Genomic DNA, 14,103 nt, shown 5'->3' on the forward strand with positions numbered 1-14,103 from the left:
CGGTGGGAACTCATGAAATTGCGCTGCATGACACTCAGCCGGCAAGCGGTATCAGCTGCCTGAGCTGTTCGAGTGACCCGTTGAAATCGGCGCGCTCGGACATGCGTTGCTGCAGAAACCTTTCCAGCTCCGGATAGAGGCGAATCGCCTGATCGAGCAGGGGATCGCTGCCGGCGGCATAGGCCCCGACACTGATCAGGTCCCGGTTGCGCTGATAGCGGGACATCATTTGCTTAAAGTACTTGATGCGTTCGAAATGTGTTTCATCGATAAGCGCGGTCATCGCCCGGCTAATCGAGGCTTCGATATCGATGGCCGGATAGTGGCCGGCCTCCGCCAGTCGCCGCGAGAGCACAAAGTGGCCGTCCAGGATGGCGCGGGCGGCATCGGCAATCGGGTCCTGCTGATCATCGCCTTCGGTCAGTACGGTGTAGAAGGCGGTGATCGAGCCACCGCCGGCCTCGGCATTGCCGGCCCGCTCGACCAGCGTGGGCAGCCGGGCGAATACCGACGGCGGATAGCCCTTGGTGGCCGGCGGCTCACCGATCGCCAGGGCGATTTCACGCTGGGCCATGGCATAGCGGGTCAGCGAATCCATGATCAGCAGGACGTTCTTGCCCTGGTCCCGGAAATTCTCCGCCAGACGCGTGGCATAGGCGGCGCCCTGCAGGCGCAGCAGCGGTGAATTGTCCGCCGGCGCGGCAACCACCACGGAGCGACGCAGCCCTTCCTCGCCGAGAATGTTGTCGATGAAGTCCTTCACCTCGCGACCACGCTCACCGATCAGCCCCACCACGATGACATCGGCCCGGGTGTAACGGGCCATCATGCCCAGCAGCACACTCTTGCCGACTCCGGAGCCGGCAAACAGCCCGAGCCGCTGACCACGTCCCACGGTCAGCAGGGCATTGATGGCACGCACGCCGACATCCAGTACCTCTTCTATCGGCGCCCGCTGCAACGGGTTGAGGATGGGCGCGTTGAGCGAAGCGTGCTCGGGCTCTTCCAGCGGGCCACGGCCATCGAGAATCCGGCCGCGGGCATCCACCACCCGGCCCAGTAGGCTGTCACCGACCGGCAGCCGCTGGCTGGCGGCTGCGTTATCGCCCGGTCGTGGATTGGCCGGCCAGACCCGCGCCCCGGGGACCAGCCCGGCGGTTTCCACCAGCGGCATCAGGAAGAGCTTGTCGCCGGTAAATCCGACCACCTCGGCCTCCGCTTCGCCCTGGCCATCGGCGAGCTCGACGACCACGCTGCTGCCCAGCGGCAGTTTCAGCCCGATGGCCTCGAGCACCAGCCCGGTGGCCCGGGTCAGTCGGCCGCGCTCACGATAGGGGGAAACCCACGCCGCGCGGCCGGCGGCCACGTTGAGCGTGCGTCGCCAGCGATTGAGCAGGATGGCATCGGTGGTCATGTCATCTCCCTTGCCGCCAGGGCGGGGTTGCCGAGCGGATGATGAAAAAAAGGCCGGCGCCGGGTGGCATCAGTGCTTGCCGTGGCCGACGGCATGGCGCAGCCGCTCCCAGCGATCGTTGCGGCTGGCATCGATCTCGCGCTGCTCGGTTTCGACCCGGCAGTCGCCCGGCGTCAGCGACTGGTCGGCGCGCAGCTGCCAGCCGATGTCGTTCAGCATGCCGCCCAGTTCGCGTTGTACCAGCACCAGATCATCGGGGTGCACGCACAGTGTGGGAGAGCCGCTCAGCGTCGGTTCGGCCGCGATCAGCGCCTCGATGTCATCCAGGATATGCTCCGGTGCCAGCTCCAGCTGGCGGCCGGCGAGCTGGCGGCCGGTCTCCAGCGCCAGTTCGACCAGCGCGTAGGCCACATCGTCATCCAGCTGGGAGATGGCCCGCTCGAAGTGATGCACCAGGCGGCTCATCGGCTCGAGGGTGGTCGCCAGCTCGGCGTCAAGCCGTGCCTGGTGATCGGCCAGTGCCTGGTCGAGCCCGGCCTGATAGCCCGCCGCATAGCCCTCGCCGTGGCCGGCTTCGTAGCCGCTGGCACGGCCTTCCTCGAAGCCGCGCTCCGCGCCCTGGCGCCTGAGTTCGTCCTCCTGGCGGCGCTGCTGCTCCTCGCTGGCGGCCACATTCTGACGTCCGGCATCGACATCCCCCTGACGCCGCGACTGCCGCCGCTCCAGCTGGCCCATCTCCCAGCGCTGCCAGTGAGGGTTGCGATCGCCGTGGGCTCGATCAGACATAGGCGTCGTCGCCTCCTCCCAGGGTCACTTCGCCGGCATCGGCCAGACGCTTGACCAGGGTCAGGATGTTCTTCTGCTCGGCCTCGACCTGCGACAGCCGGATCGGACCGCGCATCTGCATGTCCTCGAGCAGCATCTCGGCTGCACGGCCGGACATGTTGGCGGTGAAGCGATCGCGAACCTCTTCCGGGGCGCCCTTGAGGGCGATGACCAGCGAATTGGTGTCGATGTCCTGCAGGATGCGCTTGATGCTGCGATCGTCGACATCGGCCAGATTGTCGAACACGAACATCTCGTCGATGATCTGCTGGGCGATGTTCTCGTCGTAGCTGCGCACGCTGTCGAGCACGCTCTCTTCCTGAGTGGAGTTCATCAGGTTGAGGATCTCCGCTGCAGTACGAATGCCACCCATCTTGGCGCGCTTGAGGTTCTGGCCGTCCAGCAGCCCGCCCAGCACCTCGGTCAGTTCCTGCAGGGCCGCCGGCTGGACGCCGCTGAAGGTGGCGATACGCATGACCACATCGTTGCGCTGTCCGTCATCGAACAGTGCCAGCACATCGGAGGCCTGACTGCGCTCCAGATGGACCATGATGGTGGCGATGATCTGCGGATGTTCATCGCGGATCATTTCGGCCACCACGCTGGGCTCCATCAGGTTGAGGGCATCGATGCCGTTGTCCTGATTGGACTCGAAGATGTCCTCCAGCAGACTGGAGGCGCGCTCTTCGCCCATCGCCTTGACCAGTACGGCACGAATGTGGTCGCTGGAGTGCATGCTGATGGCGTCGTACTGGCTCAGTTCCTCGTTGAACTGCTTGATGACCTCGCTCATGCGCTCCATCGACACCTGACCGAGCCCTGCCATGGCCATGCCGATCTGTTGAACCTCGCGGGGCGAGAGGCTCTTGAAGACTTCGGCCGCGGTATCTTCATCAAGTGCCATCAGCAGCAGGGCACTGTGCTCGACGCCGGCTTCGTTGAGTTTAGTCTTTGCCATTCATCCAGCCTCTGAGAATCATCGCCACCATTCGGGGATCGTCCTTGGCACGCTCCTGTGCCTCTGCCAGCTGGTTGTCATAGACCTTGCGCTGACGCTTGCGGGCCTGTTCCGCCATGTTGCGATTGAATTCGGCCTCTTCCTCTTCCGCGCTCCCCTCGAACTCCTCGTCATCACCGGCCACCGCGGCGAAGCTGCCAGTGCTGCTGGTGCCGGTGGCAGCGGGGGCCGGGGCGGCTTCACGCTGGCGATCCAGCAGCGGCTTGATCAGCTTGCGCCAGAGAATGAAGGCCACCAGAGCGATCAGCAGGTAGCGTCCCACGGTCATGGCCAGCGAGATCAGCTGCGGATTCTGCCACCAGGCCGGGGCCGGCGGTTCGGAGAGCATCTGCTCGCTGAATTCGGCATTGACCACTTCCACCGAGTCGCCACGCTGCTGCGAATACCCCACGGCTTCGCGCACCAGACGCTGGATCTGCGCCATCTGCTCGTCGCTCAGCGGTACCCGGCTGATTTCACCGTCGTCACCCACCTGGTTGCGGTAGTCGACCACCACGCCTACCGAGAGCCGCTGAACCCGGCCGGACTCCTCCTGGACATGGCGAATGGTACGGTCGAGCTCATAATTGATGGTGGAGCTGTGGTTGCTCGAGCGCGGGGTGCCGCGCTGGCCGGCAGTCCCGTTGGCGTCGCCGCCATTGTTATCATTCTGGTTGTTGCCCTGGTCATCATCGCCCTGGTTGTTCCCGTTATCCGGGTTCTGGATCGGGGAAGGCGCCTGCGGGGTGGGCTGATTGCTTAGCGCACCCGGTACGCCCCCGATGCCGCTGCCACCCAGCTGGTTGCTTTCACTGACCTGCTTGCTGCGAATGGCGGCCTGAGCGGGGTCCTGATTCGGGGTGTACTGCTCCCGGGTGTGTTCGGCCCTGGAGAAGTCAAGGCTGGCGGTGACCTGGGCACGCACGTTCTCGCGGCCGACCACCGGCGCCAGAATGGTTTCGATCCGGTTGCGCAGGTTCTGCTCGATCCGGGCGGTATACTCGAGCTGGGTGTCATCCAGGCCGCGTCCGTCGCCGGCACCCGCCCGAGAGAGCAGCCGGCCGTTCTGATCGACCACCGTCACGGCGTCGACCGGCAGGTTGCTGACACTCGAAGAGACCAGATGCGCAATCGCACTGACCTGGCCATCGGCCATGGCCCGGCCCTGGTAGAGGGGCAGGATGACCGAGGCGGTCGGCTGCTTGCGATCGCGAACGAAGACCGACTCCTGGGGCATCGCCAGATGCACCCGGGCGCTGCTGACGGCATCGATCGATTCGATCGAGCGGGCCAGCTCGCCCTCCAGCGCACGCTGATAGTTGACGTGCTCGACGAACTGACTCACCCCGAAGGACTGGTTGTCCATCAGTTCGAAACCGACGCCGCCGCCCTTGGGCAGCCCCTCGCTGGCCAGTGACAGGCGGACCTGATCCACCCGGTCGGCCGGCACCATGATGGCCTGACCCCCCGAGGTGAGCCGGTAGGGGACCTGCATCTGTTCGAGCCGGCTGACAATGGTGCCGCCGTCGGCATTGCTCAGATTGGAGAACAGCACCCGGTAGTCGGGCGAGCGGGCCCACAGCAGCAGGGCCACCAGAATGGCAGCCACCGCCGCGACCGCAATGATCAGCGGCAGGCGCGGATTGGCCTTCAACCGCTCGAGCATGGCCCGGGGCGAGGTGGCTGTGGCATTGGCGTCGCTCATTGGTGGCGACCTTCCCTTGAATCAATAAAGCCACCGGACGCTGAGAAGCGCCGGGGAGCCTGCCTGCAACCAGTCATAAGGGGAGCGATCGGTTTCACGAAATGCCTTCCTTGTAGTACCCGCCCTGTGGCCAGCCGCGCCCGGCGGGGCGCGAAGTGCTGCCGGCGAAATGGCGCCATTATTCCGGGTACAGTTTTTTTTGAAGGATTGAAAAGCCGACCTTTTCCGTACTATTTGGCGGGATCACAGCAACAGCACACGCTATAACATCCGTGACACTTGGTTACATTGGGAATCGTTTGGGCGCTTCCCGTAACAATTTCGTGGAGTGAATCATGGCAGTGACCGGTGGCGGCCTGGAGGCCCTTGTTCAACAGATGCAGCAGGTGGCGCAGCAGGCCGGTGGTCAGCAGGCCGCGCCTGTGCAGTCCGAGGGTGCGAGTTTTGCCGGTGAGCTCAAGAGTGCCATCGACCGGGTGGATGGGCTGAAGAAGAATGCCGCTGAAAAGAGCATGGCCTTTACCCGCGGCGATCCCGGCGTGGAGCTCAACGACGTCATGGTGGACATGCAGAAGGCCAGCGTTTCCTTTCAGATGGGGCTTCAGGTCCGTAACCGGCTGATGACCGCCTACAAGGACATCATGAACATGCAGGTGTGAGGGCAGGGCGTGCGAAGCAGGGCCTGCATGTTGCGATAAAAAGGGCAATCGCGACTGAAGTCGCTCCTACACTCTGGGTCTGCGGGGCGATTACGAACGAAGGCGGAAAGATCACTGACCATGGAGTTTTGCAGGAGCGACTTCAGTCGCGATGAAATGCCGGCTGGCAACGCATCTCCTGCGGACACGACTTCGGCCGCGGCTGGCTTGCCTTCCGTGTTCCGGCTGACCATGGGTTTTGTAGGAGCGAATTCAGTCGCGATGAAGCGCCCGCTGGCAGCGCATCTCCTGCGGACACGACTTCAACCGCGGCTGGCTTGCCTTCCGTGTTCCGGCTGGCCACGGCTTTTGTAGGAGCGACTTCAGTCGCGATGAAGCGCCGGTTGGCAGCGTATCTCCTGCGGACACGACTTCAACCGCGGCTGGCTTGCCTTCCGTATTCCGGCTGACCCCGAGTTTCGTAGGAGCGACTTCAGTCGCGAAGGTGCTGATACTCATGGCCGGCACCCGTCTGCCAGACACAAAAAAACAGGGCCCGCCGTAGCGGACCCTGCATGCCTGCCCAAATATGCCGGACAATCAGTCCAGGCAGTTATTCAGGCTGGATATTGGAGGCCTGCAGCCCCTTTTTGCCCTGAGTAATCTCGAAGGAAACCTTCTGACCTTCCTGCAGAGACTTGAAGCCGTCCTGCTGGACTTCAGAGAAATGGGCAAAAACGTCATCACCGCCGTCGCTGGGAGCGATGAAGCCATAACCCTTGGCGTCGTTGAACCACTTAACCGTGCCAGTTGCCATATTCGATCTTCCTGCGCGCATAAAGCGCTATTCGTACATAGAGTGCCGGTTCTACCCGGTCGTGCGAGGGTAGGGCAAGACTACTATACAGCGGCACATCGATGACTCGATGACAACTGACAATAGGCCTCTTGCGCCCATCCACGTGTACAGTGGCATTTTCACTTCGCGCCGTCAAATACGATCTGCGGGAAGCGACCAATGGATCAGACGCCATTGCGCTCGAAGGCTCCGTACCATTCATGGTCAGTGGCATGAAGCCGGGAATAACCTGTACGCATGTGCCGCCGGGCAAGCTGTATCGCTGGCGCGGTCAGCCCGGCGGCTCGGGCTCGCAGCATCGGCTTCGAAGCGAAAGGCCGGCTGATCGAACGCTCACACCAGTTCGCTGAACAGCAACCCGGCCTCCGCAGCGGCCGGCTGGCCAGCCAGCCGATGCAGAATGCGCACCACCTCTTCTGTGGGAATCTGGCGAATCTGCTCCCCGCTCTGCCGATCGACCACCCGGGTGATCACCCGGTCGATGGCACTGTCGATCTCGAACTCCACGCCGAAACGGCGCAGGGTCTGATTGAGCTCGCTGACCAACTCTTCCAGCTCCAGCGTGGCTTCGCCCGGGGAGCGGGCAAGGGCGGTCTCCCGGGCTTCGGCTGAAGCGGTAACGGGAACAGTGCCGGCTGAGAGATCAGCAGTGGCTGCCAGACCTGGCGAGATGGAAAAGGCAGGCGAGGATGCCTGAGTGACTGTAGTCATTGCCGAACCCCCTGAAGACCCGGGTAACACTTGTAATCATATGAGTACCTGCTTTTTAACAGGGTGGTCAGAAGGGAGCTACTGCCCGAAAGGCTGGTTTGAGGTATGAATTGCATGAATGAGCCAGCATTGGCCATGACATGAGCCGCATGGCAGTGCTGATGAGAGCAGGGTGATCGGTTTCCTGCGAAGCACCGGCATGTATGGGGCGGGCAGGGCGGCAACCGAGGCGGGCCGGTCTGGATGAAGGGATCATGATCAGGCGAGTCTGCCGAGGCGATTTTCAATACAGCATGAGCAGATCCGGGGACATCGCACTCAAGAACTGATCAAAAGAAAAAAGCCACTACGATTGCCATATGTTGTGTGCCAGGGTGGATAGCCTGATAGTCTTCATGATCTTTCAATTTTTTTTATCTTCGTAGAGTTCGGGTCACCATGCCGAAGAAGAATGACTGGAGTCAGCGCCTGCATCAGCGCACCGATCGCATCGGCAAACTGCTGGTAGGAGGCTTTCACTTCATGGCCCTGTTTGCCATAGGTGGCGCCATCGCCTGGGGGGCGCTGTTTACCTTTCTGGACATGCTGGCCGATGGCGTACCGGGGGTCGATGATATTCTGCTGCTGTTCATCTATCTGGAACTGGGCGCGATGGTCGGCATCTACTTTCGCACCAATCACATGCCGGTGCGGTTTCTGATCTATGTGGCCATTACGGCCCTGACACGGATGATGATCGGCGATATTCAGCACAATCACCACGACCCGGACATGGGCATCATCTATATCGCCGTCTCCGTACTGCTGCTTTCCATCTCCATTCTGATCGTACGCTACGGTTCCGCGCGCTTTCCCTCTCAGCCGGAGCGCCCGCCCTACACCACGGACAGCGGTGAAAAGGACGACAAGGTGGATGAACGCTAGGTGCTGGCATGGATGCTGGGGTAGATGATCATGCTGGTGTTGCAGGAAAGAGTTCAGTCGCGATGCTGCAGGTACCTTTTAACCCGGCCTCCGAGCCCTGCCTTTTTACCACGGTCTCTTGCAGGAGCGACTTCAGTCGCGATGCTGTAGAGGCCTTTTATCCCGCTCTCCGAGCCTGCCTCTTTACCACGGTCTCTTGTAGGAGCGACTTCAGTCGCGATTTTCACTTGTTGGCGCGATCCTGAAAATCTGAGTTCCGAACGGACCATGTACCATGTATATGCAACGCTACGGAATTTATTGCAGCAGCGACAACACATTCTGATTGCTCTGGTTGGCCTGGGCCAGCACTGCCGTACCAGCCTGCTGCAGAATCTGTTCACGGGTCATGTTGGAGACTTCAACGGCATAATCGGCATCCATGATGCGTGAGCGCGCCTGGGAGAGCAGGGTAGTATCCCTTGCCTGCTGATCCAGAATTGAACTCATCCGGTTCTGAGTGGCGCCGAGCTGGCTACGTTTGTCGTCGACTCGTGCAATGGCGCGATCAAGCGCTGCAAGCGGGTGATCAGGCGTTTTCAGACGAATTTCTCCCCCCACTTCCCTCAGGCCAACGGTGCTGTGCTCTGCAGGCACATCCGTATTGGCGTTCTGCGCAAATTGATAATAGAGGATGACATCGCCGGTACCGTTACGGGTCTTGAGCAGCGTCCCCATGTTCTCGCTTTCAACCAGCGTTGCAGTCTTGTAGCTGGGAGTATTGGCATCTCCTCCCGCGACGCGCAGATAATACTGCCCCTCTTCATCCGTTCTCAGGGCATCCGCGAAATAATTGCCGTCGCGGTCGGTGTAGTCGACCGTGACATTGGCTGGGTCAAGCGTGATGGTTGAAACCCCTTCCACTGTTTCCGATTCGGTAAATACCGGCGCATCCAGCGCCGTTGCGGTCGTGGCTCGAGCGGTTACCTGGGCAGACCGGGCGGAAGGAGCGGAAACGGCGTAGTAGTTACCGTCGTCTTCAAGATAATAATGGCCGCTATCATCTACTGTAAGCACTGCATCGGCATCGAGTGGGTTACCCTCTGCATCCAGATATCGAAGCTCTGTATCGGCATCCGCGAGCGACTGACCATCGAGTTCCGTCACCGGCTGCAAGCCGGTTAGCATAGCAGGATCCATGGTGGATGAGCTGTCTGCCCGAGCTGTCACAATGGGGTTGTCGGTGGTAACCGCTGCGCTGTAAAACTGGGCAGTACTTCCTGTGCCCTGTTGAATGAAGTACTGGTTGCCGGTGGCTACCAGTCGAGCATTTTCGATGCTGTTACCGCTTTGATCTTCAAACACAACGGTGGCGCTATCAAGCTGTACGCTGTTGACGTCTTCCACGGGGGCGTACAGTTGCTCGCCTACATCGACTGCAATGCTGTTCCGGCCACTGGCAGTCTCATGGCTGGGCTGCGCCGCAAGCGTGGAAACGTAATAAACGGTCTCGCCGTTTTCCTGAGAGCGGGTATAGCGAGCGCCATAGCCCGGGGTGCTGCTTTCCATCAGCACCGGATTACTGGTACTGCTGCCGTTGAAGCTCAGATTGGTGGTCGGATCCACGACCGGAATCTGATGTGCTGCACCTGCCACCATGTTCAGAGGAGTGACATGACCGCTGACACCGGCAATGGTGAAATCCTTCAACCCCAGCTCCTCGACGCTGAAACCGGGCGGATTGAGATCGACGCCGAGCGTCTCCCCATCATTGGCCCCGATCTGCACATCGATTGTGCCGGCGGTTCCATCCAATAGATTGAGCCCATTGAACCGGGATTGTGATGTCAGGCGGTCGATCTCCTTGAGATTGAGATTGATCTCCTGCTGGATTGTATCCTGATCTGTCAGGTTCAGCGCACCGTTGATGCCCTGTACTGTCAGTTCGCGTATTCGCTGTAGCCGCTGATTGATCTGCGAGAGGGCGCCTTCAGCCGTGCCGGAAACGGAAATGCCATCATTGGTATTGGCTGCCGCCTGTTGCTGACCACGGATCTGACTGGTCATCCGATTGCTGATGGCCGATCCGGCAGCATCATCCCTGGCCGAGTTGATTCGCAGCCCGGTGGAAAGCCGTTCGATCGAGCGCTTCAGCGAGCGCTGGGTCTTGTCCAGCTGCTGCTGGGTGTTCAGTGAGCTGAGAAAGGATAGGGTGGACATGAGCTTTCCATGGCTGGTAGCGACCTAACTAAAATCAGTACTCGGCTCGCACTGACAAAACTTTAGAGGAAAATGGAAGAAAGAGGCGAAAAATGAAAGGAATAGGAAAGGTCATTTTTTATCTTTTTTAGAAAGTTGCGGCAGAGCAGCGGAGAGTATGCTGACAGGTACTTGTCAGTGATTGGAGAATGCTATGATTAAAATTTTGGATGAAAAACCTTTGGGTTCGGCAGAATCCAAGAAGATTGATGGTATTAGCGATCAGGTGAAAGATGAAAAGGAAAGTGATTTTTTATCTCTTTTGAGAACTGCTGAAAAAAAAGATTTGGATGTGCTTTCTAGGCTCTTAATGCCGTATATAGCAGAATACGAAATGAGGCAACCTAGAATATGGGGAGATAAAAATCGCGTACATATTGAAAGAGCTACTATTTCTATTAACGATTTAGTTTTAAACACGCGCTCTGGGCATATAACTATCGAAGCGGACTGCTTTTTTGGTCATCGATGCATGCTGCTAACGGGTACTCATGACTATACGAGAGTTGGCATGGAAAGGTTGAAAGCAGTCCCTGATGAAGGTCGCGATATTTGTGTGAAAGAAGGAGTCTGGATGGGCTCTGGAGTTACTGTGCTGGGACCCTCTGTAATAGGAAAAAATGCAGTAATCGCCGCCGGCAGCTTGGTTGTGGGAGATGTACCTGACAATACTGTTGTTGCAGGGAGGCCAGCTAAACCTGTTAAAAATATAAATGGTGATTTCTTATGAAAAACATGATTTTTACTATCACACATGGAAGAACGGGGACAACTTTTTTAACAGAGTTGTTTGGCCTTTTTCATGACACGTTGGCACTACATGAACCAGAGCCAAACTATGCTGACATCTTTCCTTTGGTTAAAGAAGATCCGCGCCATGCGTTGGGCTTCCTTAAAAGGAGAATTGAAAATATTAATAAGATCAAGCAAAAAAATTATATAGAAACTAGTAATGTTTTTGGTAAAAGCTTTTTTATACCCTTGTTGAGACTTGGCGTGCAGCCAAAAATTGTCCTGCTCAATCGAAACTTTAGAGAAGTTGCTAAAAGTCTTTATGTTCGTGGGAGTTACCCCATGCGCACAGAAAGAGGCCGTCAATACTCTTCTGACCCATCGTTCCCCGGTAATTTACCGATATACTTGCCAGAGTCTTTGAGCAACTATCAGCTTTGCTATTGGGGGGTTTTAGATTCATTTTTCCGACAAATTCAGGCAGCAAATATATATGAATCTATGGGTTTGTCATCAAAAATTTTTAATGTTCAAGCTGATGATCTTCATGATTTTAAGTGCTTTGAAAGTATGGGGGAGAGATTTGGTCTTTATTTTTCTGATCGTGACGAGGCATTAAAGCAGCATGGCGTGATTAAGAAGAAAAGGTTTAACCCTAACCTTGGGGTAAAAAAGACCGGTGACATAAATTTTGATAATGAAGAATCCTTGGTTTTAGACCGGATTGCTTATTTTGACCCTATCTTTGTAGAAAAAGTTTTAAGCGAAAAAATGACTGAGAATGGAGTCAAAGAAAATTTCAAATAAAAGATGGGCAGGATGGCAGCATCCTGCCCGCCTTTTTTATTTAATATTTTTCAGTATATGATCGATTTCTAAGCTGATATTTGATTTTTTAGATCTTTCTGTGGAGTCGTAATTTTTCTGCAGCCCATAAAATTTTTCACCTTTTTCTTCAAAGACTCCTCCTTCCTCAGTTATCTTCAGGGCTGTAGCTTTATTTCCTTCACAATATCGCTGCCAGATAGCACGCATGGCCGTTGAAAAATGCTTGCCGAATTTCTCTGCGTCGCAGACCGGCGATTGTATCAGGAACTGACGCAGGCAAGCACGGATCACACTCAGGTTGGGGATGTCGGAGGCCAGTTCAACAACGCGCTGACGGTACTCTTCCCAGCTACTGGTAACCAGCTCAGGCATGCCCGCGTTGATAAGATGTGTTGCCGAGTGGCGGCCGGCAAAGGTTGGGCCTGGCAGGGTAACGACTGGCACCCCCATCATGAAGGCTTCGCAGGTCGTGAGCCCACCTGAATAAGGCCAAGTGTCTAGGGCAATATCAACTCGGTTATAAGAGTCAAGCAATTCACGGTGTTTGGAAGGGCCTTCTAGTATGAGTCGGTCGGCTGAAATACCGTATTCATACATAACATCGCGAATAAAGTCACAATACTCACTGCTGCTGTATTGTATGCTTTTTAACAAAAGCCGACTCTCCGGAAGATCTTGCATTATCTTAGCCCATTCACCTAATAGAACACGATTTATCTTGGCAGGATTGTTAAAGCAACCCAAAGTAATAAAGCTATTATAAAGTGCTGGCAACGCCTTGATAGAAGGTGCGTAATTAGGTGGGGTATAGCAAATGTAGTCGTTGGGCAAGCGAATCAATTTTTCCGTATAAAAGTTATCGCTACTTTCCGGGGTTTCGAATCGATCGCTAAGAAGATAATCGAAAGCTGGCAAACCCATAGTGTTAATAAGCCCACCAACCCACTTGACGATAATAGGGGCTGGTTTGTAAGACATGGTTTTCAGGCGGCTACCGTCACCATAGCCAGACAGATCAAAAAGAATATCAATTTCATCTTTCTGAATTTTTTCAGCCAGTTCTTCCTGATTGAGATGGCGTACTAGATGCCAAGATTTAGTACATTTCTTGAGCCTTTCCGTAATATGATCATTGGTATTGTTAGTGCTGTAGGCATGGAATTCCATGCCACCGAGATGTTGTTCAAGAGCGGCACATATCATCTGACCTACCGGATGTAACCTGAGCCCCGAAGACACTAGGCCAATTCGGATTATTTTGTCGGAAGAATTATTTGCTGGTATGTGTTGAAAGGGTGTTCGGTTAAGTGAGAAGCGACTTTCCCATTGCCGAATAGCGTGATAAATTTCATTTCCTGAACATTCAGGGTTATAGTGCTTGCAAATTAGATAGTTAGAAAATGCAGCCTGATAGTCAGGATCTATTTCACATGCGCGATGGTAGTATTTTTCTGCAAATGAAAATTGCCCGAGGTCTTTGTAAAGATTGGCAATGTCATTCAGGAAGTGAATGTTTTCAGGGATTTCTGAAATCAGCATTTCGTACGTTTGTTTAGCTTCATTATAACGCCCCAGCTTTATAAATAAATGACCTTTTGTCAATAAGCAGGAAGTGCGTTCGTAGCCTAGCTCTTCAGCTTTGCAAGCGTGATCGAATGCGTTTTGATAATTGCCGCTTTCAGTTAAAACCTCTGCGAGTGTGTGATGGCCTTGAGAAAAGCTTGGTTCTAGTGTTAAAGCTTTGTTTGCATAAGCCATTGCTTGAGTGGGATCCCCTAGATCATACCAAGTGCGTGCCATCAGATGCTGTGCCTGTGCATCGTTAGTATTGATTTGCAATGATTGGCTTAGTGCATCCTTGGCTTTCATAATTTGGCCATTTTTGTGCAAACAACTACCCAGTACTTTCCAGCCGAAAGCATCTTTTGGATAGCGCTGGGTCAGCTTTTCTGCATAGTGCTCTGCTTCTATAAAACTTCTGGCATTGTAGAGTTCCAAAAATTTTTTCTGTTCCTGCGGTGGAGCAATAGCTGCACTCTTGGCTGAGGAGCGATGCGGCTTGGCGCGGTCTGAGGATTTCTTTTGCTTGCGAGCGCTCATGGATACACCTGCTGATTCTGAAGATGGGGCCTGAAGCCATTCTAGAGGCACGCAATAGAGCGAAGGACTTGAATAGAAGTCGTTAGCTGGTCCAATCCGGCATTTTGAGACACACCATGCAGGCAATAAAAA

The 14,103-nt window shown here is 56.0% G+C and carries 12 protein-coding genes; 4 read left to right on the top strand and 8 right to left on the bottom strand.

Going from position 1 to position 14,103, the window contains the following annotated elements; translation table 11 throughout:
* Positions 1-34: 34 nt before the first annotated feature.
* The 4 genes from fliI to fliF all read right to left on the bottom strand — a co-directional run bounded on the left by fliI (position 35) and on the right by fliF (position 4,941).
* Positions 35-1,414 (bottom strand): flagellar protein export ATPase FliI, encoded by a 1,380-nt coding sequence (fliI, locus tag C7446_RS05170; RefSeq protein WP_121171987.1) that lies wholly within the window; start codon positions 1,412-1,414, stop codon positions 35-37.
* A gap of 69 nt (positions 1,415-1,483) precedes the next feature.
* Positions 1,484-2,200, bottom strand: coding sequence for a flagellar assembly protein FliH (locus C7446_RS05175; protein WP_121171989.1), 717 nt, complete (start codon positions 2,198-2,200; stop codon positions 1,484-1,486).
* Entirely contained in the window at positions 2,193-3,197 is a 1,005-nt protein-coding gene (fliG, locus tag C7446_RS05180; RefSeq protein WP_121171991.1) for a flagellar motor switch protein FliG, read from the bottom strand. The genes C7446_RS05175 and fliG overlap by 8 nt, the downstream gene beginning before the upstream one ends.
* Entirely contained in the window at positions 3,184-4,941 is a 1,758-nt protein-coding gene (fliF, locus tag C7446_RS05185) for a flagellar basal-body MS-ring/collar protein FliF (RefSeq protein WP_121171993.1), read from the bottom strand. The genes fliG and fliF overlap by 14 nt, the downstream gene beginning before the upstream one ends.
* A gap of 341 nt (positions 4,942-5,282) precedes the next feature.
* Here fliF and fliE point away from each other — a divergent pair, with 341 nt between their 5' ends.
* The gene (gene fliE, locus C7446_RS05190) at positions 5,283-5,600 is read left to right on the top strand and encodes a flagellar hook-basal body complex protein FliE (protein WP_121172344.1); all 318 of its coding nucleotides are present in this window, start codon (positions 5,283-5,285) and stop codon (positions 5,598-5,600) included.
* A gap of 592 nt (positions 5,601-6,192) precedes the next feature.
* On the opposite strand, the gene C7446_RS05195 is transcribed toward fliE, so the two are convergent.
* Entirely contained in the window at positions 6,193-6,396 is a 204-nt protein-coding gene (locus tag C7446_RS05195) for a cold-shock protein (RefSeq protein ID WP_121171995.1), read from the bottom strand.
* A gap of 375 nt (positions 6,397-6,771) precedes the next feature.
* Complete coding sequence (locus C7446_RS05200) at positions 6,772-7,149, bottom strand: flagellar protein FlaG (RefSeq protein WP_121171997.1); 378 nt, start codon at positions 7,147-7,149, stop codon at positions 6,772-6,774.
* Positions 7,150-7,587: 438 nt separating this feature from the next.
* Here C7446_RS05200 and C7446_RS05205 point away from each other — a divergent pair, with 438 nt between their 5' ends.
* Positions 7,588-8,073 carry a phosphate-starvation-inducible protein PsiE gene (locus C7446_RS05205; RefSeq protein WP_121171999.1) on the top strand — a complete coding sequence of 162 codons (486 nt, stop codon included), beginning with the start codon at positions 7,588-7,590 and terminating at the stop codon, positions 8,071-8,073.
* A gap of 297 nt (positions 8,074-8,370) precedes the next feature.
* On the opposite strand, the gene C7446_RS16755 is transcribed toward C7446_RS05205, so the two are convergent.
* Positions 8,371-10,272: a flagellin N-terminal helical domain-containing protein gene (locus C7446_RS16755; RefSeq protein WP_121172001.1), complete on the bottom strand. Its 1,902-nt coding sequence runs from the start codon at positions 10,270-10,272 to the stop codon at positions 8,371-8,373.
* 193 nt (positions 10,273-10,465) lie between these two features.
* Here C7446_RS16755 and C7446_RS05215 point away from each other — a divergent pair, with 193 nt between their 5' ends.
* Both C7446_RS05215 and C7446_RS16265 read left to right on the top strand, forming a co-directional pair.
* Positions 10,466-11,041, top strand: a complete 576-nt coding sequence (locus tag C7446_RS05215) for an acyltransferase (protein ID WP_121172003.1) — start codon at positions 10,466-10,468, stop codon at positions 11,039-11,041.
* A complete protein-coding gene (locus C7446_RS16265; protein WP_147408725.1) occupies positions 11,038-11,850 on the top strand; it encodes a hypothetical protein in 813 nt (270 codons plus the stop codon). The genes C7446_RS05215 and C7446_RS16265 overlap by 4 nt, the downstream gene beginning before the upstream one ends.
* A gap of 36 nt (positions 11,851-11,886) precedes the next feature.
* Here C7446_RS16265 and C7446_RS05220 read toward each other — a convergent pair whose 3' ends face one another.
* Positions 11,887-13,971, bottom strand: a complete 2,085-nt coding sequence (locus tag C7446_RS05220; RefSeq protein WP_121172005.1) for an O-linked N-acetylglucosamine transferase, SPINDLY family protein — start codon at positions 13,969-13,971, stop codon at positions 11,887-11,889.
* Positions 13,972-14,103 lie beyond the last annotated feature (132 nt).

Origin of the sequence: Kushneria sinocarnis (genome assembly GCF_003633775.1) — a bacterium.
In the GTDB taxonomy this organism is placed as follows: domain Bacteria; phylum Pseudomonadota; class Gammaproteobacteria; order Pseudomonadales; family Halomonadaceae; genus Kushneria; species Kushneria sinocarnis.